Raw genomic sequence first — 21,349 nt, 5'->3', positions numbered from 1 at the left:
CCCCGCGCGGTAAGGCATGGCCATGTCCACCACCTTCACCATCGACACCGCGACCAGCCGCGCCAACCCGACGCCGGCGCCGCGCAAGCGCCTGACCGTGCCCGCGATTCGCCAGCGCAAGGGCGGCGGCGAACCGCTGGTGATGCTTACCGCCTATACGGTGCGCACCGCGCAGCTGCTCGACCCGCATTGCGACATGCTGCTCGTCGGCGACAGCCTCGGCCAGGTGATCTACGGCCTGCCTTCCACCGTGCCGGTGACGCTGGAGATGATGGCGGCGCATGGCGCGGCGGTGGTGCGCGGCAGCTATCACGCGCTGGTCGTCATCGACATGCCGTTCGGCAGCTACGAAGGCTCGCCGCAGCAGGCGTTCGACAGCGCCGCCTTGCTGCTCAAGCAGACCGGTGCCGCGGCGGTGAAGCTGGAAGGCGGCGCGGCGATGGCGCCGACGGTACGCTTCCTCAGCGAGCGCGGCATTCCGGTGATGGGCCATGTCGGCCTGACGCCGCAGGCGGTCAACGTGCTCGGCGGCTATGGTGCACGCGGCCGCAGCGACGCGGAGGCGGAGGCGATCGCCGCCGACGCCACCGCTATCGCCGAGGCTGGCGCCTTCGCCCTGGTGATCGAAGGCGTGGTCGAGCCGATCGCGATCCGCATCACCGAAAGCGTCGCCTGCCCGACGATCGGCATCGGCGCCTCGGCCCGCTGCGACGGCCAGGTGCTGGTGGCGGAGGATATGCTCGGCCTGTTCGAGCGCACCGCGCGCTTCGTCAAACGCTATGACGATATGGCGGCGCGCATCTCCGACGCCGCCGAACGCTATGCCGCGGAAGTGCGCGCGCGGACCTTCCCCGGCCCCGAGCAGATCTACGCCGCCAAGGTGTAAGTCCCCGCCCGCGGTGCAGCGCCCTCAACCCGCCACATTTCGCGTGCTTTCGTTTCGTCGGCGTCGCCGCTAAGAGTGCGCGCCAATTCCACCGTCTGTTCCGGAGCCCTCCTTGGCCCTTACGCCGCAAAACAACGAAGCGTTCCTGCGCGAAGTCGATGACGAGCTGCGCCGCGACCAGTTGACCAGCTATTGGGAGCGCTACGGCCGCTGGACGATCGCCGCGATCGTCGTGGCGCTCGCCGCCTTCGCCGGCGTCCTCTACTGGCAGCATCGCCAGACCGAGGCGGCGGGCGTCGAGGGCGAGCAGTTGCAGGCCGCCTATGACACGCTCGGCGCCGGACAGGCGGACAAGGCCGACACGATGCTCAAGCCGATCGCCGCCTCGCCGCGCCCCGGCTATCGCGCGCTCGCGCAGATGACGCAGGCCGACATCCTGCTCGGCAAGCAGCAGATCAAGCCCGCCGCGGCGATGTTCGCCAGGATCGCCGCCGACACCAGCCTCGCCCAGCCGTTCCGCGACCTCGCGCTGATCCGGCAGACCAGCGCCGAATTCGACACGCTGAAGCCGCAGGTGGTGATCGAGCGGCTGCGCCCGATCGCGGTGCCGACCAACGCCTATTTCGGCAGCGCCGGCGAGATGCTCGCGATCGCCTATCTCGACAGCGGCCGCAAGGACCTCGCCGGCCAGCTGTTCAGCCAGCTCGCGCAGAATGACGCGGTGCCCGACACGATCCGTCAACGCGCGGTTCAGATGGCGGGCACAATGGGTATCGATGCCACGCCGAACGATGCCGCCAAGGTGCGGATCGTCTCTCCCGCCAGCGCGGCCGGCGCACAATCGAAGGAAGCACCTGCGCAATGACGACGAGATATCGGGCCTCGGTGGCGGTGGCGGCGTTGATGGCGCTGTCCGCCTGCGGCATCTTCAAGGGCCATACCAAGAAGACCCCGACGGTCGGCGAGCGGGTGCCGATCCTCGCATCGGAAAATGCGATCGAGGCGGACAGCACGATCGCCGACATCCAGGTGACGCTGCCCGCCGCGGAGCCGAACGACGCCTGGACGCAGCCCGGCGGCAATGCCGCCAAGTCGATGGGACAATTGGCGCTGGCCGAATCGCCGGCGCGCGCCTGGCAGGAGTCGATCGGCCGCGCCTCCAACCGCGAGCGCCTCGGCGCGCCGCCGGTGGTCGCCGACAACAAATTGTTCGTCGTCGACGTCAATGCGCAGATCCACGCCTTCGCCGCCGACAGCGGCGCGAAGCTCTGGGACGCCTCGGTCAGCACCGGCGACCAGAATCGTCCGGCGCGGTTCGGCGGCGGCGCGAGCTATGACGACGGCCACGTCTATGCGACCGACGGCGTCGGCGACGTCGTCGCGGTCAATGCCGCGGACGGCAAGGAAATCTGGCGCGCCAAGCCGGGCGGCCCGCTGCGCGGCGCCCCGACCGTCGCCAACGGCTCGGTCTATGTGCTGAGCCAGGACAATCAGATCTTCGCGCTCAACCAGAGCGACGGCAAGGTGCAATGGACGCAGTCGGGCACGCTGGAGACGCAGGGCGTGTTCGGCGTCGCCGCCCCCGCCGCGAGCCAGGGCACGATCGTCGCCGGCTTCTCGAGCGGCGAGCTCAACGCCTATCGCTACGAGAACGGCCGCGTGCTGTGGGGTGACGCTCTGTCGCGCACCTCGATCACCACCTCGGTGTCGAGCCTGTCGGATATCGATGCCGCGCCGGTGATCGACAACGGCCGCGTCTTCGCGGTCGGCCAGGGCGGCCGCATGGTCAGCCTCGATCTCGCCACCGGCCAGCGGCTGTGGGAGCAGAATTTCGCCGGCATCTCGACCCCGTGGATCGCGGGCGAATGGCTGTTCGTCGTCACCGACGACGCGCGGCTCGTCTGCCTCGCCCGGTCGAACGGCAAGGCACGCTGGATCGCGCAATTGCAGCGCTTCAAGAATGCCAAGAAGAACAAGGGGCCGCAGGTCACCTGGTTCGGGCCGGTGCTCGCCGGCAACCGGCTGGTGCTGACCAACTCGCTGGGCGACATCGCCTTCGCCTCGCCGACCGACGGCAGCATCGTCAAGACGATCGAGACCAAGGACAGCTATGCGCTGCCGCCGATCGTCGTGAAGTCGACGCTCTACACGCTCGGCCAGTCGGGGAAGATCACCGCCTATCGGTGATCCTTTCCGCGGCCGGGGCGGAATTGGGGTTGCTTGCGATGCCCTCATCCCGAACGGGTGGGGAGAATTGCGACGGTCATGTCTGTGCTCCCGCCCAGCCGGGAGCCCGGTGTTCTTCTTGCCGCCAGCCGATGGTCTGTTTGGCCACTGGATTCCCGCCTGCGCGGGAATACTGATCCTCTCGGCGAACGAGGCGGTCGGCGCACACACCCTCGCCGCGCCGGTGACGCCACCCGCCCGGCGAACATTGGTAATTTCCGCGCCGGTCTTCTAAGGCGCAACCATGTCCCGTATTCCCACCGTCGCGATCGTCGGCCGTCCCAATGTCGGCAAGTCGACGCTGTTCAACCGCCTCGTCGGCAAGAAACTCGCCCTGGTTGACGATCGGCCCGGCGTCACCCGCGATCGGCGCGAGGGCGATGCGCATCTGATCGGCCTCGACTTCCGCGTCATCGACACCGCCGGCTATGAGGATCATGACGCGCAGACGCTGCCCGGCCGCATGCGGCTGCAGACCGAGGCGGCGATCGGGCAGGCCGATGTGGCGCTGTTCCTGTTCGACGCGCGCGCCGGCATCGTCCCGCTCGACGAGGAGATCGGCCGCTGGCTGCGCTCGTCGAAGACACCGGTGATCCTCGCCGCCAACAAGGCCGAGGGCAGGGCCGGCGAACAGGGCATTCTCGAATCGCTCAGCCTCGGCTTCGGCGATCCGGTGCAATTGTCCGCCGAACATGGCGAGGGCATGGCCGAGCTGTTCGAGGCGCTGCTGCCGCATATCGAAAAGGCGCTCGCCGAGATCGCGCTCGACGAGGAGGACGACGACCGCGCCGACGCGCCGCTCAAGCTCGCGATCGTCGGCCGCCCCAATGCCGGCAAGTCGACGCTGATCAATCGCATGCTCGGCGAGGACCGGATGATCACCGGCCCCGAGGCGGGGATCACGCGTGATTCGATCGCGGTCGACTGGCTGTGGCGCGACCCGCGCCGCGGTGCGCATGGCGAGCCGCGCCCGGTCCGGCTGATCGACACCGCCGGCATGCGCAAGCGCGCCAAGGTGCAGGACAAGCTCGAGAAGATGTCGGTCGCCGATGCGCTGCACGCGGTCGACTTCGCCGAGGTGGTGGTGCTGTTGCTCGACGCCACGCTTGGCCTCGAGGCGCAGGATCTGCGCATCGCCGACAAGGTGCTCGAAGAGGGGCGCGCTTTGGTCATCGCGCTCAACAAATGGGACGTCGCGGAGAATGCCTCGTCGCTGTTCAACGGCGTCAAGCGCGCGCTCGAGGACGGGCTGTCGCAGGTCAAGGGCGTGACGGTGATGACCGTCTCCGCCGCGACCGGCAAGGGCATCGACCAGTTGATGCAGGCGGCGTTCGAGGTCCGCGACGCCTGGTCGAAGCGGGTCGGCACCGGCGAGATGAACCGCTGGTTCGAAAAGGCGATCGAGGCCAATCCGCCCCCTGCCCCCGGCGGCAAGCGGATCAAGATGCGCTACGTCACCCAGGTCAAGACGCGGCCGCCGAGCTTCGTCGTCTTCGGCACGCGCGTCGACCAATTGCCGGCGAGCTACGAACGTTATCTGGTCAATTCGATGCGCAAGGAACTGGGCTTTGGCGCGGTACCGGTGCGGATGACGTTCCGCGCGCCGAAGAACCCGTTCGACACCAAGGATTAGACCGGCCGCCCCGCGCGGCAACGTGATGTTTACGGCTTTGCCTTACTCCGATGCGAGACCGGCAGGGGTGTGCCCACGGGTTGCGGGGAGAAATCAGTGTCGTTCGTTGGCAGCACGTTGATCGACTGGGCCGTGTACGCGCAGGCACGCGCCGAACTCGGAACCGGTTTCGTGCGCATTCTCGGCTATTTCCGGGAGGACGGCGTCAAGTCGGTGATCGCGATCGAACAGGCGATGCGCACCACCACCGCCGCGGCGATGGTCATCCCGGCGCATACACTGAAAGGCGAGGCCCGGCAGTTCGGCGCCGAACCGCTTGCCACCCTCGCCGAGCAGATCGAGGAGATGGCGCGCGACTGCGTCGAGCGGCAGGACACGTGCGAGGAAGCGCTGGAACTGGTGGTGCAGCTGCGACCGCTCTTCTTCGAGACGCTCGCGTTGCTGGAGCGGGAAGCCGCCCCGGTGGCACCGCGACGGCCGGCACCGGGGGGATTCGGGCGGAAGGTGTGAGGGGCGGCAAGGGTCGTCTCAGAGACGGAGTTCACCCTGCTGGAAAATTCTCGAACTCGATACGGGGGAGAGTCACCGCCGCGCGACTCGATCCCCCGTGCCCATAACCGCGCCGGTGCCGGTCTGACCGGCTGGCTCCGCTCCGTATATTTCGTTGACGGCGCGTTTTAGGCAAAAAACGAATACGCCAAGTCGCGGCCAAAAAAAAGGCCGGTCTTGCGACCGGCCGGAAAGTTTTTAGGAGAGGATGCCTGAAAGGCACCGTCTTTGTGCATCGCAGCACGATGCTTCGCAATTGCAAAAGACGCAATTGAGGTTTCGTTTATCGCAATCGTTAGCCTTGGCCTGCCTCTCCCCGGTTGTGTCCGCGCCGCGCGCCGCCTAGCGAAGCGGGCATGCGCCTGCCCCTCGCCCTGCTCGCAACCCTCGGCATTGCCACCGCAACCCCCGCCGCCGCACCACGCGAACCCGCGATGGTGCGCGTCCGGCTCGACACGCCTTATGGGCCGATCGTGCTCGCGCTCGACGCGCGGCACGCGCCGCGCACGGTCGCCAACTTCCTCGGCTATGTCGACGACGGGCGGTTCGACGGGATGAGCTTCTATCGGTCCGCTCGCAACCGCAGCGCGCCGAGCTATGGCTTCATCCAGGGCGGCATCCGCACCGACGCGCGGCGCATCCTGCCGCCCTTCCCGCTCGAAACCACGGCGATGACCGGGCTGCGCCATGTCGATGGCACGATCTCGATGGCGCGGCGCGCCGAGGCGGGATCGGCGGGCGGCAATTTCTTCATCACCGTCGGCGCGATGCCGAGCATGGACGCCAAAGGCGACTATCCGGGTTATGCCGCCTTCGGCCACGTCGTCTCGGGCATGCCGGTCATCAAGCGCATCCTGGCGCTGCCGACCGGCGGCGGCATGGGCGGGCAGTTGCTGCTCAAGCCGGTGCGGCTGATCGCCGCGCGCCGCCTCAACGGCACGCCGCACCCGACCGGGCTGGTCAAGCCGTGGCTCGTCAAGACGCGCGATCGACCGGCGCACTGAGGCAGATCAGCCCCGGTTGCAACCATATGCCTCGCCCCCGGTTATCCCGCCTAGTCTTTTAGGAGAGTAACGATGAAGACCGGGTTCCTGGCCGTACTGGCCACCGTGGCGATGGTGTCGCCGATCGCCGCGACCCCCGCCGCGGCGCAGCGCGACCGTTACGACAATGCGCGGAACGATTACCGCTGGCAGGGCGATCGCGACGGCAATTGGAACCCCTCCGATTCGTATCGTGAGGGCCGCTATCGCGAGCGTCGCCTCGGCCGCAACGACCGTATCTATCGCGGCCAGGACGGTCGCGCCTATTGCCGCCGCAATGACGGCACCACCGGTCTGGTGGTCGGCGCGGTCGGCGGTGGCGTGCTCGGCAATCTCGTCGGTGGCGGCACGCTCGGCACGTTGCTCGGCGCAGGCGGCGGCGCCTTGCTCGGCCGCTCGGTCGATCGCGGCAAGGTGCGCTGCCGCTAAGGATCGCAGAATCCAGAACGACCCCGCGGCATGCCGCGGGGTCGTCTTCATTCCGGATCAGCCGTTGAGGTGCGGTGCGGCGCCCGCCTTGGGCGAATCGTGCTCGCTGATCGAATTGAGCTGGACGTAATTCTGCACCCCCATCCGCTCGATCATCTCGAACTGGCGTTCGAGCGTATCGACATGCTCCTCCTCGCTGGCGAGGATGCGCGCGAACAGATCGCGGCTGACGAAATCCTTGACCTCCTCGCAATAGGCGATCGCGCCCTTGAGCTGGACGACCGCCTCCTGCTCCATCGCCAGATCGGAGCGGAGGATCTCCTCCACCGTCTCGCCGATGCGCAGCCGGCCGAGCAGCTGAAAATTGGGCAGACCGTCGAGGAACAGGATGCGCTCCGACAGCCAGTCGGCATGCTTCATCTCGTCGATCGATTCCATCCGCTCATACTGGGCGAGCTTGTAGACGCCCCAGTGATCGAGCAGGCGATAGTGTAGCCAATATTGATTGATCGCGGTCAGCTCGTTCTTGAGCGCCTCGTTGAGCAATTCGATGACGCGCGGTTCACCCTTCATCGTCCAAACTCCACCATGGTTGCCGATGGCGGCGATCTAGGCGGCGACCGAGGCGGACGACAAGCCAAAAAACCGCAGAAATCCGCCGTTTTTTGCGTTGCAAACGTCAGGCAGCAGCGCGTTCGGTGTCGATAATCGCTCGCGCTACCAGCACGCATTGGCCGCATTTCGCGCGGCAGCCGAGCGACTGATAGGCCTGGCAGGCGGTGCGACAGCCGTTGCGGGCCGCCTCCCGAACCTGGGACTCTCGTATCGCATTGCAAACACAGACGACCATGGATGCTCCTCGCTCAGCCGTGCTTATGGAGCTAATGCGAGACGGTCGCAAGTGTAATGCTAATCATTCGCAGTCGTGCCGGCACGCTTCGCCGCAATGCCGCGGCGCCGGCTCAGCATTCCGGCGTCAGCGCCGCCTGCCACGCCGCCGGTTTGAAGCCGACGAGCAGAATCGCGTCGTGGACGAACACCGGACGCTTGATCATCGACGGCTGCGCCAGCATCAGCGCGACCGCGCGCGCCGAGTCGATGCCGGCCTTGTCGGTATCGGGCAGAGCGCGGAAGGTCGTCCCCGCGCGATTGAGCAACGCCTCCCACCCGAGCCGCGCGACCCAGGATTCGAGCAGCGCGGCGTCGATGCCGGCGGTCTTGTAATCGTGGAAGGCGTAAGCGATGCCCGCGCCGTCGAGCCAGGCCCGCGCCTTCTTCACCGTGTCGCAATTGCGGATGCCGTAGAGCGTCGTCATCGGTCGCCTTTAGCCGGCCGGTCGGCCGAGGGCGAGGCTGATCGGCCCGGATCGCCTCCCGACCCGGCGCGTTCGCGCGGCTGGCACCCTTCTCCCTTCAGGGCTAGCAGTGCAGCATGACCGACGCCTTCTTCTCGATCCATCGTCACCAGCTCGTCCGCGTCGCCGCCGCGACACCGATCGCCAGCGTCGGCGAGGTCGCCGTCAATCTCGCCGCGACCGTGGCGGCGGCGACCGATGCCGATGCGCGCGGCGTCGACCTCGTCGTCTTTCCCGAACTCAACCTGACCTCCTATGCGATCGACGATCTTCACCTGCAGGCGGCGCAGCAGCGCGCCAGCGAACAGGCGGTGCTGGCGCTCGCCGAGCAGACCGCGAGCCTCGCGCCGCTGCTGCTCGTCGGCGCGGCGTTGGTCCGCAACGGGCGGCTCTACAATTGCGCGGTGGCGGTGCATCGCGGCCGCATCCTCGGCGTCGTGCCCAAGACCTTCCTGCCCAATTATCGCGAATATTACGAGAAGCGCTGGTTCGCCTCCGGCCTCGGCCTCACCGGCCTGACCATCCGGCTCGGCGAGGAAGCCGTGCCGTTCGGCACCGACCTGCTGTTCGCCGCCGACGATCTGCCCGGCTTCGTCGTCCATGCCGAGATCTGCGAGGATTATTGGGCGCCGACGCCGCCTTCCACCATTGGCGCCCTCGCCGGGGCGACGATCTGCTGCAATCTCAGCGCCTCCAACATCGTCATCGGCAAGGGGCGCGAGCGGATGCTGCTCGCCGCGGCACAATCGGCGCGCACCGCCTGCGCCTATGTCTATTCCGCCGCGGGGCCGGGCGAGAGCACCACCGATCTCGCCTGGGACGGTCAGGGCTTCATCTACGAATGCGGCGACCTGCTGGCCGAATCGCAGCGCTTCGTCCAGACGGCCGAGCTCACCGTCGCAGACGTCGATGGCGAACGGATTGTCCAGGAGCGGCTGCGCACCGGCACGTTCAACGATGCCGCGATCGCCTCCGGCCATCCGGAGACGCGCGTCCGCCGCATCGGCTTCAGCCACCGGCCCAGCCTCGACGACAGCGGGCTGGAGCGGCCGATCCGCCGCTTCCCCTTCGTCCCCAACGATCCCGGCCGGCGCGACGAGGATTGCTACGAGGCCTTCAACATCCAGGTCGAGGCGCTGTCGAAGCGGCTCGCCGCGACGCGATCGCAGACGCTGGTGATCGGCGTCTCGGGCGGTCTCGATTCGACGCATGCGCTGATCGTTGCCGCCAAGGCGATGGATCGGCTCGGTCGGCCGCGCAGCGACATCCTCGGCTTCACCCTGCCCGGCTTCGCGACCGGGGACACGACCAAGAGCAATGCCTGGGCGCTGATGCGCGCGCTCGGCTGCACCGGCGCCGAGATCGACATCCGCCCCGCCGCGCGCCAGATGCTCGCCGACATGGGCCACCCGTTCGCGAGCGGCGAGCCGGTCTATGACGTCACCTTCGAAAATGTGCAGGCGGGGCTGCGCACCGATTACCTGTTCCGCCTCGCCAATCAGCGCGGCGGCATCGTGCTCGGCACCGGCGATCTCAGCGAATTGGCACTCGGCTGGTGCACCTATGGCGTCGGCGATCAGATGAGCCATTACGCGGTCAACAGCGGCGTGCCCAAGACGCTGATCCAGTTCCTGATCCGCTGGTGCATCCGCACCGGTCAGTATGACGCGGCCACCAATGCGGTGCTGACGACGATCCTCGACCAGGAGATCTCGCCCGAACTCGTCCCCGCCGATGCCGAGACGGGCGCGATGCAAAGCACCGAGTCGATGATCGGCCCCTATGCCCTCAACGACTTTTTCGCGCATTACATCGTCCGCCACGGGCTCGCGCCGTCGAAGATCGCCTTTCTGGCCTGGCATGCGTGGCGCGATGCCGCGGCGGGGGCATGGCCGGCGGACTTTCCGGCGGCGGAGCGCGTCGCCTACGATCTGCCGACGATCAAACACTGGCTGGAGCGGTTCATCGTCCGCTTCTTCCAGCTCAGCCAGTTCAAACGCTCCGCCATCCCCAACGGACCGAAGGTGTCCGGCGGCGGCGCGCTCAGCCCGCGCGGCGACTGGCGCGCGCCGGCGGACGGCAGCGCGGCGGTCTGGCTCGAAGAGTTGCGGCGAAACGTTCCGTAAATTATTGCCTTTATTTGCCCGGGGGCGCATTATGAAGATCTGATGACACCGCCTCCCCGGGATGGCTCGCGCGATCGCCGGATCGAGGACCCATCGAATCTCTATCTGATTCATCTTGCGTCACACGCCTTGCTCCCCCTTGCCTTGCGGCACGGTCTGTCCGCCAATGCGGTGTCGGTGATCGGGCTCGGCTGCGGCACGATCGCGGCGCTGGCCTATGCGCAGGCGTCGGCGCCCGCCGCGGCGGTGATCGGCCTGATCTTCTCGGTCGCCTGGCTGATCGCCGATGGGCTCGACGGGATGATCGCGCGCGCGACCAAGACGGCGAGCGCCCTTGGCCGCACGCTCGACGGGCTGTGCGACCATGGTGTCTTCGCGTTGATCTATATCGCGCTCGCCTGTGCGATCGGCACCACCGGCGGCTGGGTGCTGGCGATCCTCGCCGGCGGCTGCCACGCCGTCCAGTCGAGCCTGTACGAAGGCGAGCGCGCGCGCTTCCACCGCCGTGCGCGCGGCGAGCCGCTCGCCGCGGTGCCGGTGCCGACCGGCATGCCGCTCGTCCGCCTCTATGACAGCGTCGCCGGCTCGGTCGACCGCGTGTCGATGCCGTTCGAGCGGCGCTTCGGCGCGGCCGAGGATCGGGCCGCCTTCGGTGCCGCTTATGCCGCCGCGGCAGTGCCGGCGATGCGCCTCCAGTCGCTGCTCACCGCCAACGTCCGCGTCTGGGCGGTGTGCCTCGCCTGCCTGATCGGCAACCCGCGATTGTTTTTCTGGTTCGAGATCGTCCCGCTGACCCTGGTCTGCGCGGTCGGCCTCTACCGCCACCGGCGCGTCGAGCGCCGCTTCGTCTTCGGCGCTACGCCGCATTCCCTTCTTTTTCCAAGCGAACAGGGTCATTCATGAAGAGCATCAACATCGCCATCGTCGGCATCGGCAACTGCGCGAGTTCGCTCGTCCAGGGGCTGGAGCATTATCGCGAAGGCGCCAACGATCTCGTCGGGCTGATGCACTGGGAGCTCGGCGGCTATAAGCCCTCCGACATCAAGGTCGTCGCCGCCTGGGACGTCGATGCGCGCAAGGTCGGCAAGGACGTCGCCGAGGCGATCTTCGCCAAGCCCAATTGCACCGCGGTGTTCGCCGCCAACGTTCCTGCCACCGGCACGCTCGTCAAGATGGGCGCGGTGCTCGACGGCGTCGCCGACCATATGGCGGATTACAAGGACGACCGCACCTTCATCGTCGCCAACGACACGCAGCCGAGCAAGGCCGAGATCGTCGCCGAGCTGAAGGCGAGCGGTACCGACGTGCTGATGAACTATCTGCCGGTCGGCAGCCAGCAGGCGACCGAATTCTACGCCGAATGCGCGCTCGAGGCCGGCGTTGCCTTCGTCAACAACATCCCCGTCTTCATCGCCTCGAACCCGGAATGGGCGAAGAAGTTCGAGGATGCCGGCGTCGCGATCATCGGCGACGACATCAAGGCGCAGCTCGGCGCGACGATCGTCCACCGCGTGCTCACCGACCTGTTCGCCAAGCGCGGCGTCAAGCTCGACCGGACGTATCAGCTCAACACCGGCGGCAACACCGACTTCCTCAACATGTCGAACCACCGCCGCCTCGAATCCAAGAAGATCTCGAAGACCGAGGCGGTCCAGTCGGTCGCGGCCGAGCGGCTCGACGACGACAACGTCCATATCGGGCCGTCGGACTACGTGCCCTGGCAGAACGACAACAAGGTCTGCTTCCTGCGCATGGAGGGCCAGTTGTTCGGCGGCGTGCCGATGAACCTCGAACTGCGCCTGTCGGTCGAGGATTCGCCCAACAGCGCCGGCGTCGCGATCGACATGATCCGTTGCGCGGCGATCGCCAAGGATCGCGGCATCGCCGGCGTGATCGACCCCGCCAGTGCCTATTTCTGCAAGCACCCGCGCACGCAGATGACCGACGATCTCGCCCAGACCGCGGTCGAGGCGTTCATCAAGGCCGCCTGATGATCACCACGGGCCTGTTGCTCGCCGCCGGTCAGGGCAGCCGGCTCCGTTCGGTGACGCCGTTCAAGCCGCTCTGCCAGGTCGCCGGGCGGGCGCTGATCGATCATGCGCTCGACGGCATGGCGGCGGCAGGCCTGACGCGCGCGATCGTCTCGCTCGGCTATGGCGCCGAGGCGATCGCCGCGCACCTCGCCGCCCGCAGCTGGCCGCTTGAGGTGGTGACGGTGATGACCGACTATCATCAGCCGAACGGTGTTTCGGCGCTGGCGGCGCGTGCGCTGATCGGCGCCGAGGGCGCGGTGCTCGCGATGTGCGATCACCTCGTTCAGCCGCGCCACTATCGCCGCCTCGCCAAGGCGGGCGCGGGCGACGGGCTGCGGCTCGGCATCGACCGCCGGCTCGGCCATCCCTGGGTCGATCCGCTCGACGTCACCTGCGTCGCGACGCGCGGCGATGCGATCGTCGCGATCGGCAAGGAACTGCACCCGCACGACTGCTACGACACCGGCATCTTCGCGGTGTCGCAGCGCTTCTTCGCGGCGCTGGCGACGCTCGACAGCCCGTCGCTGACCGAGGGCGTTCGCCTGCTCGCGGCAGACGGCGCGGCGACGATCGTCGATTGCAGCGATCTCGACTGGCTCGACGTCGACGACGCCCCCGCCTTCGCCCATGCCGAGGGCTGGATGACGCGCCTCGCCGCCTGAACGGCGCCGGTGATCAGCGCGCAGGCGGCCGATCCTCGTCGTTGAGGAGGTGCAGGTTGAACCCCCTGACCGACGGCGCGGTCAGCAAGGCCTTGTCCGTGCGGGTACGCGCGGCTGGCTGGGGGACGAGCGATTGTGCCCGCGTCCGGGCCGTCGCGTCCGCGGTCGGCGGCGCCGTCAAGCTGCCGACCTTGAAGACGGCGATGCCCTTCTCCAGCTCGGCCGCCTCTCCGGCGATCTCGGTCGCGGTCGTCGAAATCCGGGCAGAGGCCTGGACATTGTCTTGCGTCACCAGATCGAGCTGCTGGATCGCCGCGTTGATCTGCGATGAGCCGATATCCTGTTCGCGGCAGGCGGCGCTGATCTCGGCGACGAGGTCGGCGGTACGCCGGATATCGGGGACGAGCTGGGTCAGCATGTCGCCGGCATGCGCCGCCGCGGCGATGGTTTCGGCGGAAATGCCGCAAATCTCCCCGGCGGCGGCCTGACTGCGCTCGGCGAGCTTGCGCACCTCCGCGGCGACGACGGCGAAGCCCTTGCCGTGATCGCCGGCGCGCGCCGCCTCGACCGCGGCGTTGAGCGCGAGCAGATCGGTCTGCCGCGCGATCTCCTGGACGATGCTGATCTTCTCGACGATCATCTGCATCGCGCGCGTCGCCTCCTGCACCGCCACGCCACTCTGCTCGGTCCGCATCGACGCCTGGCGCGCGATCGCCTCGGTCTGGATCGCATTGTCGGCATTCTGTTTGATGTTGGCGGTCATCTCTTCCATCGACGCCGAAGCCTGTTCGGCGGCGGCGGCCTGCTGGACGGCGCCTTCGCTGACCTGCTCGGCGATGACGGAAAGGCGCTGCGTGCCGGCCGCGACGACCTGTGCCGCCCCCGTGGTTTCGGCAACCACGGCGCGCAGCCGCGCCACCATCGCGACGAGCGAATGACCCAGCCGATCCTTGTTCGACAGCGGCTGATGGTCGACGGTCAGATCCCCCCGCACGATCGTATCCGCTAGGACCGCCGAGAGGCGCAGGTTGCCGGTCATCACGTTCACTGTATCGACGAGATCGCGGATCTCATCGTTGCCGGTGACGCTCACCTGCTGGTCGAGGTCGCCCACCGCCACCGCATTTGCCGCCTGCGTCAGCGCCGCGAGGCCCCTGGTGATCCCCAAGGCGATCCACAGCGCCGCCGCCGTCGATAGCGCCACCGCAACGGCCGCGAAGACCGCGATCAGCCGCACCGCGGTCCGGTAGGTCGATGTGGTCGCCTTCTCGCTCGCCGCCATCTCGTCACGCTGCTTGTAGAACACCGGCGTTTCCAGCCGCTCGATATCGTCGGTGATCGGCCGGGCAACCTGATAGGCCACGGCGCGCGCCTCGGCCGACCGGCCCGCATCGCGCAGCGCCCGCACGCTCTGCTCGACGCGCCCGTAGCGCACGATATCGTCGGCGACGGCGCGCCACGCCTGCCGGTCCGTCTCGTCTTCGGCATGATCGATCAGCCAAGCCGTATCGGTTTTGAGCCTCTGGCGGTGGCTGTCGTTCAACGCCTCCACCTTGTGGCGCTCCGTGTCGGTCGGCGCCTCGATCAGGTCGTAGAGGCCGCGGGTCGCGCGCAGTTCATATTCGGTGATCCACTGGATCCGCTCCTTGCGCGCCGCCGGTCCTTCGAGCAGCGCGGTGACCGTGTCGTTGAACAGCGTCAGGTTGACGTAGCTATAGGCGTTGGTCCCGATCAGCAGCGCGATGACGATGCCGAACGTCAGCAAAAGCTTGATCTTGATCATGAGGCGCACGGGGTCACGCTCCGCTGGGGGGATGTGGGAAGGGGGCGACGGATCACCGCGCCGGACGGACGAGCCATGCCGGCGCGTCGACGGTGAACTTCAGCCCCAGCACCAAGGCATCGGGGATATCGCGCGGCCGGAACGGCGCGCCGCTCTGATCGGGGTGGACGATATATTGCAGGTTCGGCGACAGGCGCACGGCGGGGCCGAGTTGCGCGCCATAGGCCAGCTCCATCATATATTGATGCCGCGGCACCTCGGCGGACCCGCCGGTCGTGCGACGGGCGGCGCGCATGGCGCCAAGCGCGAGATCGCTGAACCGTTGGTCGTTGATGACGAAGCCGAGCGTATCGCGCTCGCGCCCCGGCAGCAGGCCGGCGTAGGACAGCCCGAGTTCGAGGAAGTGCGTCTCGCTCGTCCGCCCTTCGATATTGGTCATCGCGACGCCGAACAGCGTGAGCCCCCGCAGCGACGTCGGGTCGGGCCGAGTCAGCATCTGATCGAAGCGGGCGAACCATCCCGATCGCCCGTGGCGGATCGCCGCGGGCCGGCCGCTCGTGATCGCGATGCCGCCCTGATCGTCGCGGAGCGGGTCGTCGTAATCGGCATGGTCCAACCAGCCGCCGATCGCATAATGATGCGGCCGGCGGACGCTCGCGCCATCGGCGGCGATGCCGAGTTCATAGGGGATGATGACGCCGGTCGCGCCGCCGGTGCCGAAGGCAATGCCGTGATCGCCCGGTCGACGGCGGTCGGGATTGACCTCGAACACCCCGGCATGTGCATAGACGGTGCCGCCGAGCGATAGCCGCGCCCGCGCCATCCAGCTCGATGCCGGAAAGTAGGTGAAGTTGCTGACCTTGAAAATAAAGGTCGGGTTGCCGCAGGCCGAGTTCGTCTGAAACTGGCAATAGACGGGCGCATTGAGGAAATAGAGGTTCGCCTGGCTCCGCCCCGCCTCGACGGTGAGGCGATCGTGGAGCAGCCGCTGCTCATACGTCAGGATCGCGAGATGGACGTTCTGCGTCCCCCAGATCTCCTGCACCGACGTGTTGTTGCCGATCGCGATGGCGCTGAGGTTGCTGCCGTGGCGATCGGTGACGGCGAGATGCAGCGTCCCGCCATCGACTCCCGCCAATCGTCCGAGATCAGCGTCGACGCCGAGATAGACCTGGCCGGCATAAGCGGCGTCGCGGTGCAGGCCGCCACGGACATTGGTCGCCGCCTCCCCCGTATAGCCGAGCGCGAGGCGGATACCGGAATCGCCGCGCGACTCCTCCTGCTGCTGCGGTGGGGGAACCGTCGCCGGACCCGCGGCAAGATCCTGGGCAGCGGCGGGACCGACGCCGCATCCGACGGCCAAGCCCCAGGAGGCGATACCCCATATGACCTTACCCCACATCCGTCCGCCCCCCGTTACGTCAGCGAACTTTCCATTAAAGAACTTTATAATGGGTTAATTCCATAATAGGCCGCCTTCTCCTGAAGTTGCGAACCAGTTGCTCCGATCGGGTGGGTTCGGCGGTGCGACGGGGTGCGACGACGCTCGCGGCTTGACCCCTGCCGTCCGATCCCCGACACCGCGCCGCGTGACGCACCTGCCCCCGCCCCCCGCCGACCTGTTGCGCGATGCCGCGCTGTTCCTCGATTTCGACGGCACGTTGGTCGAACTGGCGGAGCATCCCGAGGCGGTGGCGGTCGATGCGCGGCTCGCGGCCCTGATCGATCGGCTGTCGGATCGGCTCGACGGCCGGGTGGCGATCATCTCCGGCCGGCCGGTCAGCGGCATCCGCGCGCTGTTCGGCGATCCGCATTTCGCCGTGTCGGGCAGCCATGGCCTCGAAGTGCTGTGGCCCGACGGCACGCACACGCGCGCGGAACGCCCCGCCGCCCTCGACCGTATAGTCGTGGCAATGAAAGCCTTCGCAACTGCAACACGCGGCGTGCTGGTCGAGGAAAAGCCGCTGGGCGCCGCGCTCCATTACCGCGCGGTGCCGGAGGCGGAGGCGCAGGCGCACGACCTCGCCCGCCAGCTCGCCGCCGACGCCGGACTGCATCTCCAGACCGGCAAGATGATGGTCGAGGTGCGTGTTCCCGGCGCCGACAAGGGCACCGCGCTGCGCACGCTGATGCAGAGCCCGGCGATGGCCGGTGCGCGTCCGGTCTTCCTCGGCGACGACGACACCGACGAGCCGGCGATGGTCGCCGCGCGCGCGCTGGGCGGCGCGGGCGTGCTGATCGGCGCGGCGCGCGAGACCGCCGCCGCCTATCGTCTCGACAGCGTCGCCAGCACGCTCCACTGGCTCGAAGCCGCAACCGAAAGCCTTGCCGCATGACCTCCACGCCCGACGCCAATGCGATGAGCGTCGACCTCTGGCCGATCGGCAATTGCCAGGTCAGCGCGCTGGTCGATCGCGCCGGGCGCTTCGTCTGGGCGTGCGTGCCGCGCGTCGACGGCGATCCGCTCTTCTCCGCTCTCGTCGGCGGGGCGGATCCCGACGGCGGCTATTGGTCGATCGGCATCGAAAATTCGGTCAAGGTCGAGCAGCATTATATCCGCAACACCCCGATCCTGGTCAGCACGCATACCGATGATGCCGGCAACGTGCTGGAGGTCACCGATTTCTGCCCGCGCTTCGTGCGCACCGGGCGGACCTATCGCCCGGTCGCCTTCGCGCGCATCGTCCGTCCGATCGCCGGCAGCCCGCGCGTCACGGTAAAGCTCCGCACCACCTGCGGCTGGGGCGGCACCTGCCGAGAACAGATCGGCGGCTCCAACCATCTGCGCATCCTGCTCGATGCGATGCAGCTGCGGCTCACCACCACCGCGCCGATCGGCATGGTGCAGGAGGAGCGCGCCTTCCGCCTCGAACGGCCGCTGCACTTCTTCCTCGGGCCGGACGAGAGCTTCAGCGGCGACCTCGCCGAGACGCTGGAGGCGATGCTCGCGCAGACGATCGCCGAATGGCAGGAATGGGTGCGCGGCCTCGCCATCCCGCTCGAATGGCAGGATGTGGTGATCCGCTCGGCGATTACGCTCAAACTGTGCCAGCACGAGGAGACCGGCGCGATCGTCGCCGCGCTCACCACCTCGATCCCTGAACATGCCGGGTCGGAGCGCAACTGGGACTATCGCTATTGCTGGGTGCGCGATGCCTATTACACGGTGCAGGCGCTCAACCGGCTCGGCGCGCTCGACGTGCTGGAGGGCTATCTCGGCTATCTCCGCAATATCGTCGACAGCGCCGCGGGCGGGCATATCCAGCCGCTGTACGGCGTGCTCGGCGAGCCGACGCTGGAGGAGCGGTTCGCGCCGGCGCTCGCCGGCTATCGCGGCATGGGGCCGGTGCGGGTCGGCAACCAGGCCTATGAGCAGATCCAGCACGACGCCTACGGCCAGATCGTGCTGTGCAGCGTCCATGCCTTCTTCGACCAGCGGCTTTTCCGCCAGTCGGGTCGCGAGGATTTCGAGAGCCTCGAACATGTCGGCGAACGCGCCTGGCAGTTCCACGACCAGCCCGACGCCGGTCTGTGGGAGCTGCGCACCCGGCAGAGCGTCCATACCTATTCCTCCGCCATGTGCTGGGCGGCGTGCGACCGGCTCGCCAATGCCGCGCACGTCCTCGGCCTGTCCGACCGTCGCGACTTCTGGCAGGGCCGCGCCGACACGATCCGCACCGAGATCGAGACGCGCGCGTGGCGGCCCGAGACCAACCGGATGTCGGCGACCTTCGCGGGGGACGACCTTGACGCGAGCCTGATCCAGCTGCTCGACCTGCGCTTCTTCGAGCCCGACGATCCCCGCTTCGTCGGCACGCTGGAGGCGGTGGAGAAGGGTCTGCGACGCGGCAGCCACATGCTGCGCTACGACACCGAGGATGATTTTGGCCTGCCCGAAACCGCCTTCAACGTCTGCACCTTCTGGCTGATCGAGGCGCTGCACTTCACCGGCCGCCACGCCGATGCCCGTGCGCTGTTCGACGAGATGCTGGCACGACGCACCGCAGCCGGTCTTCTTTCCGAAGACATCGACCCGACATCGGGGGAATTGTGGGGCAATTATCCGCAGACCTATTCGCTGGTCGGCATGATCAATTGCGCTGCGCTGTTGTCCAAACCATGGAGTTCGATCCGCTGAGCCGCCTGATCATCATATCCAATCGTGTGTCCGCGCCCAAGGGGTCCGACTCCGGCGCGCAGGGCGGCCTTGCCGTCGCGCTCGCCTCGGCGTTGCGCGAATATAAGGGCATGTGGTTCGGCTGGTCGGGGGACCAGACCGACGAATATACCGGCCAGATCACCTTCCAGCGCAACGACGGCGTTACCACCGCCACCGTCGACCTGGAAGAGCAGGACATCGACGAATATTACAACGGCTATGCCAATCGAACGCTGTGGCCGCTGTTCCACTACCGCGTCGACCTCGCCGAATATGAGCGCGAATTTGCCGGCGGCTATCAGCGCGTCAACGAACGCTTCGCCGATACCGTCCAGCCGCTGATCGAGGAGGATGATGCGGTCTGGATCCAGGACTATCATCTCTTTCCGCTCGGCGAGGAATTGCGCAAGCGCGGCGCGACCAACCGCCTCGGCTTCTTCCTGCACATTCCGTGGCCGCCGCGGCGGCTGCTGTCGATCCTGCCCGAAGCGCAGGCGCTGGTGCGCAGCCTGTTCGCCTATGACGTGATCGGCTTCCATACCGAGGAATGGCTGCAGAGCTTCTGCGACTATGCCACCGCCGAACTCGGTGCGCATATGGAGGGCGACGACCTCGTCCTCGACGATCGCCGCGTCCGCGTCATGGCCTGCCCGATCGGGATCGACGCCAAGGAATTCGCCGGACTCGCCACCAGCACGCGCGGTCGCCTCGCCTTCCGCCAGATGCGCGATGCCGCGGTGGGGCGCGACATGATCGTCGGCGTCGACCGGCTCGATTATTCCAAGGGGCTGGAGGAGCGGTTCCTCGGCTACGAACGCTTCCTCACCGAACATCCCGAGGAGCGCAAGGAAGTCACCTTGCTCCAGATCGCGCCGCCGAGCCGCGCGACGGTCGGCAGCTACCAGAAGATCCGCAGCAACCTCGAAGGGCTCGCCGGGCGGATCAACGGCGCCTATGCCGATATCGACTGGGTGCCGATCCGCTACGTCAACCAGGGCTATCCGCGCGACGTGCTCGCCGGCATCTATCGTGCCGCCAAGATCGGCCTCGTCACCCCGTTGCGCGACGGCATGAACCTCGTCGCCAAGGAATATGTCGCCGCGCAGAATCCGGAGGACCCGGGCGTGCTGATCCTGTCGCGCTTCGCCGGCGCGGCCTGCCAACTCACCGATGCGGTGCTGATCAACCCCTATTCGGCGGAGGAAATGTCCGACGCGATCATGCTCGCGCTGCGCATGCCGCGCGAGGAGCGGATCGAACGCTGGACCAAGATGATGGACGTCATCACCCGGCAGGATATCGGCTGGTGGCGCAAGACCTTCACCGATGCGCTGATGGGTCCGGCGGTGGAGACGGAGGCGCAGACGGAGCCCGCATGAAGCGTTCGCGCGGCAGCGCCTCGGGCATCTCGTCGCGGATGAAGGCGTAGATCGCCTCGCGCACGTCGCAACGCAGGTCGAAGGCGGTCGAGGCGTCTTTCGCGGTCATCAGCCCGCGCAGCTCCATCGTCCCGTCGGGTTTCGCATCGGTGACCTGAAGGTTGCAGAAACGCTGGTCCCAGCGCGGATTGGCGCGGACGATCTCCTCCAGCTTGGCGCGGATGCGCGGCACGTCGGCGGCGGGATCGAGATACCAGAAGACCGAGCCGAGCAGCGCGCTCGTCTCGCGCGTCCAGTTCTGGAAGCTGTTCTCGAGGAATTTGGAAACGGGCACCACCAGCCGGCGGTCGTCCCAGATGCGCACCACGACATAGGTCAGGCGGATGTCCTCGATCCGCCCCCATTCATTGTCGATGATGACGACGTCGTCGATGCGGATCGGTTCGGTGAAGGCCATCTGGATACCGGCGATGACGTTCTTGAGCGCCGGCTGCGCGGCGGCGCCGATGGCGAGGCCGGCGACACCGGCGGAGGCGGCGAGCGTCACGCCGATCGTGCGGACGCTGGGGATGCTCATCAGCATCATCATCACCGTCAGCATCACCAGCACGAACACGCCGATGCGGTGGAGGATGCTGATCCGCGTCCGCCGCCGCCGCGCGCGCAGATTGTCGGTCGCCGATATGTCGAACCGCACCTCGCTGACGTCGCGATAGGCGGTGAGCGCGGCGAGCAGCATCCAGCCGAAGATCGCCGGGGTGAGCAGCCCGATCGCGCGCTGCCAGATCGTCTCCCAATAGCGCGGCAGGTCGAGCCCCGGCCCAGATGCCGCCAACGCGACGCCGATCATCAGCCAGAAGGTCGGCCGCCCGAGCCGCGCGATCAGGATATCGTCGGTCTTGGTCGCGGTGCGGCTGGCGATCCGCCGCAACACGGCGAACAGGCTGCGGTGAACCAGCGCGAGCACCAGCACCACCAGCAGCACGCCGCCGAGGCGCGCGGTCCATTCGGGCAGGGTCACGTCGAGATACGGAATGCGCATCCCGCTATCACGCATGACGCGGGTTAAGGCTCCCTTGCCGACCC

Annotated in this window: 20 protein-coding genes; 14 read left to right on the top strand and 6 right to left on the bottom strand. The window is 67.6% G+C overall.

Annotated features, from left to right (window positions below; genetic code table 11):
• Positions 1-22 precede the first annotated feature (22 nt).
• The 7 genes from panB (at position 23) to V8201_RS05445 (ending at position 6,766) form a co-directional block, all read left to right on the top strand.
• Positions 23-886, top strand: coding sequence for a 3-methyl-2-oxobutanoate hydroxymethyltransferase (gene panB, locus V8201_RS05475; protein WP_037535021.1), 864 nt, complete (start codon positions 23-25; stop codon positions 884-886).
• 112 nt (positions 887-998) lie between these two features.
• Complete coding sequence (locus V8201_RS05470) at positions 999-1,751, top strand: tetratricopeptide repeat protein (RefSeq protein WP_037535022.1); 753 nt, start codon at positions 999-1,001, stop codon at positions 1,749-1,751.
• On the top strand, positions 1,748-3,073 hold the full coding sequence (locus V8201_RS05465) for an outer membrane protein assembly factor BamB family protein (RefSeq protein ID WP_037535023.1): 1,326 nt from the start codon (positions 1,748-1,750) through the stop codon (positions 3,071-3,073). The genes V8201_RS05470 and V8201_RS05465 overlap by 4 nt, the downstream gene beginning before the upstream one ends.
• 283 nt (positions 3,074-3,356) lie before the next feature.
• Positions 3,357-4,745: a ribosome biogenesis GTPase Der gene (gene der, locus V8201_RS05460; RefSeq protein ID WP_271300375.1), complete on the top strand. Its 1,389-nt coding sequence runs from the start codon at positions 3,357-3,359 to the stop codon at positions 4,743-4,745.
• 96 nt (positions 4,746-4,841) lie between these two features.
• Positions 4,842-5,255 (top strand): Hpt domain-containing protein, encoded by a 414-nt coding sequence (locus V8201_RS05455; protein WP_081793092.1) that lies wholly within the window; start codon positions 4,842-4,844, stop codon positions 5,253-5,255.
• Between the two features lie 395 nt (positions 5,256-5,650).
• Positions 5,651-6,298 (top strand): peptidylprolyl isomerase, encoded by a 648-nt coding sequence (locus V8201_RS05450; protein ID WP_037535026.1) that lies wholly within the window; start codon positions 5,651-5,653, stop codon positions 6,296-6,298.
• Positions 6,299-6,370: 72 nt separating this feature from the next.
• A complete protein-coding gene (locus tag V8201_RS05445; RefSeq protein WP_037535027.1) occupies positions 6,371-6,766 on the top strand; it encodes a glycine zipper 2TM domain-containing protein in 396 nt (131 codons plus the stop codon).
• 57 nt (positions 6,767-6,823) lie between these two features.
• On the opposite strand, the gene bfr is transcribed toward V8201_RS05445, so the two are convergent.
• The 3 genes from bfr to V8201_RS05430 all read right to left on the bottom strand — a co-directional run bounded on the left by bfr (position 6,824) and on the right by V8201_RS05430 (position 8,082).
• On the bottom strand, positions 6,824-7,339 hold the full coding sequence (gene bfr, locus V8201_RS05440) for a bacterioferritin (RefSeq protein ID WP_336544682.1): 516 nt from the start codon (positions 7,337-7,339) through the stop codon (positions 6,824-6,826).
• Between the two features lie 106 nt (positions 7,340-7,445).
• Complete coding sequence (locus V8201_RS05435) at positions 7,446-7,616, bottom strand: (2Fe-2S)-binding protein (protein WP_081793093.1); 171 nt, start codon at positions 7,614-7,616, stop codon at positions 7,446-7,448.
• Positions 7,617-7,728: 112 nt separating this feature from the next.
• Positions 7,729-8,082 (bottom strand): ArsC family reductase, encoded by a 354-nt coding sequence (locus V8201_RS05430; protein ID WP_271300372.1) that lies wholly within the window; start codon positions 8,080-8,082, stop codon positions 7,729-7,731.
• Positions 8,083-8,198: 116 nt separating this feature from the next.
• On the opposite strand from V8201_RS05430, the gene V8201_RS05425 reads away from it, so the two are divergent.
• From V8201_RS05425 to V8201_RS05410, 4 genes are all read left to right on the top strand, one after another.
• The gene (locus V8201_RS05425) at positions 8,199-10,247 is read left to right on the top strand and encodes an NAD(+) synthase (protein ID WP_336544681.1); all 2,049 of its coding nucleotides are present in this window, start codon (positions 8,199-8,201) and stop codon (positions 10,245-10,247) included.
• A gap of 129 nt (positions 10,248-10,376) precedes the next feature.
• Entirely contained in the window at positions 10,377-11,150 is a 774-nt protein-coding gene (locus V8201_RS05420; RefSeq protein ID WP_235199765.1) for a CDP-alcohol phosphatidyltransferase family protein, read from the top strand.
• Positions 11,147-12,238: an inositol-3-phosphate synthase gene (locus V8201_RS05415; protein ID WP_037535032.1), complete on the top strand. Its 1,092-nt coding sequence runs from the start codon at positions 11,147-11,149 to the stop codon at positions 12,236-12,238. The genes V8201_RS05420 and V8201_RS05415 overlap by 4 nt, the downstream gene beginning before the upstream one ends.
• Positions 12,238-12,942, top strand: coding sequence for an NTP transferase domain-containing protein (locus V8201_RS05410; protein ID WP_336544680.1), 705 nt, complete (start codon positions 12,238-12,240; stop codon positions 12,940-12,942). Before V8201_RS05415 ends, V8201_RS05410 begins: the two co-directional genes overlap by 1 nt.
• Positions 12,943-12,955: 13 nt before the next feature.
• Here V8201_RS05410 and V8201_RS05405 read toward each other — a convergent pair whose 3' ends face one another.
• Together V8201_RS05405 and V8201_RS05400 are read right to left on the bottom strand one after the other, a co-directional pair.
• Positions 12,956-14,725 (bottom strand): methyl-accepting chemotaxis protein, encoded by a 1,770-nt coding sequence (locus V8201_RS05405; protein WP_336544910.1) that lies wholly within the window; start codon positions 14,723-14,725, stop codon positions 12,956-12,958.
• A 52-nt stretch (positions 14,726-14,777) separates the two neighbouring features.
• Positions 14,778-16,088, bottom strand: a complete 1,311-nt coding sequence (locus tag V8201_RS05400) for a carbohydrate porin (RefSeq protein WP_336544679.1) — start codon at positions 16,086-16,088, stop codon at positions 14,778-14,780.
• A 226-nt stretch (positions 16,089-16,314) separates the two neighbouring features.
• Here V8201_RS05400 and otsB point away from each other — a divergent pair, with 226 nt between their 5' ends.
• From otsB to V8201_RS05385, 3 genes are read left to right on the top strand one after another with little or no spacing between them, the layout of a single operon-like run.
• Complete coding sequence (gene otsB / locus V8201_RS05395) at positions 16,315-17,061, top strand: trehalose-phosphatase (protein WP_336544678.1); 747 nt, start codon at positions 16,315-16,317, stop codon at positions 17,059-17,061.
• Positions 17,058-18,863, top strand: a complete 1,806-nt coding sequence (locus V8201_RS05390) for a glycoside hydrolase family 15 protein (protein WP_037531501.1) — start codon at positions 17,058-17,060, stop codon at positions 18,861-18,863. Before otsB ends, V8201_RS05390 begins: the two co-directional genes overlap by 4 nt.
• Positions 18,845-20,263 (top strand): alpha,alpha-trehalose-phosphate synthase (UDP-forming), encoded by a 1,419-nt coding sequence (locus V8201_RS05385; protein WP_051583226.1) that lies wholly within the window; start codon positions 18,845-18,847, stop codon positions 20,261-20,263. The genes V8201_RS05390 and V8201_RS05385 overlap by 19 nt, the downstream gene beginning before the upstream one ends.
• On the opposite strand, the gene V8201_RS05380 is transcribed toward V8201_RS05385, so the two are convergent.
• The gene (locus tag V8201_RS05380) at positions 20,205-21,305 is read right to left on the bottom strand and encodes a mechanosensitive ion channel family protein (RefSeq protein WP_037531499.1); all 1,101 of its coding nucleotides are present in this window, start codon (positions 21,303-21,305) and stop codon (positions 20,205-20,207) included. The two genes, V8201_RS05385 and V8201_RS05380, sit on opposite strands and share 59 nt — an antisense overlap.
• Positions 21,306-21,349: the final 44 nt, after the last annotated feature.

Origin of the sequence: Sphingomonas kyungheensis, assembly GCF_037120395.1 — a bacterium.
Classification (GTDB): domain Bacteria; phylum Pseudomonadota; class Alphaproteobacteria; order Sphingomonadales; family Sphingomonadaceae; genus Sphingomonas; species Sphingomonas kyungheensis.
The sequence above is the reverse complement of the archived record's forward strand: the minus strand, read 5'-3'. Positions and strand labels throughout refer to the sequence as shown.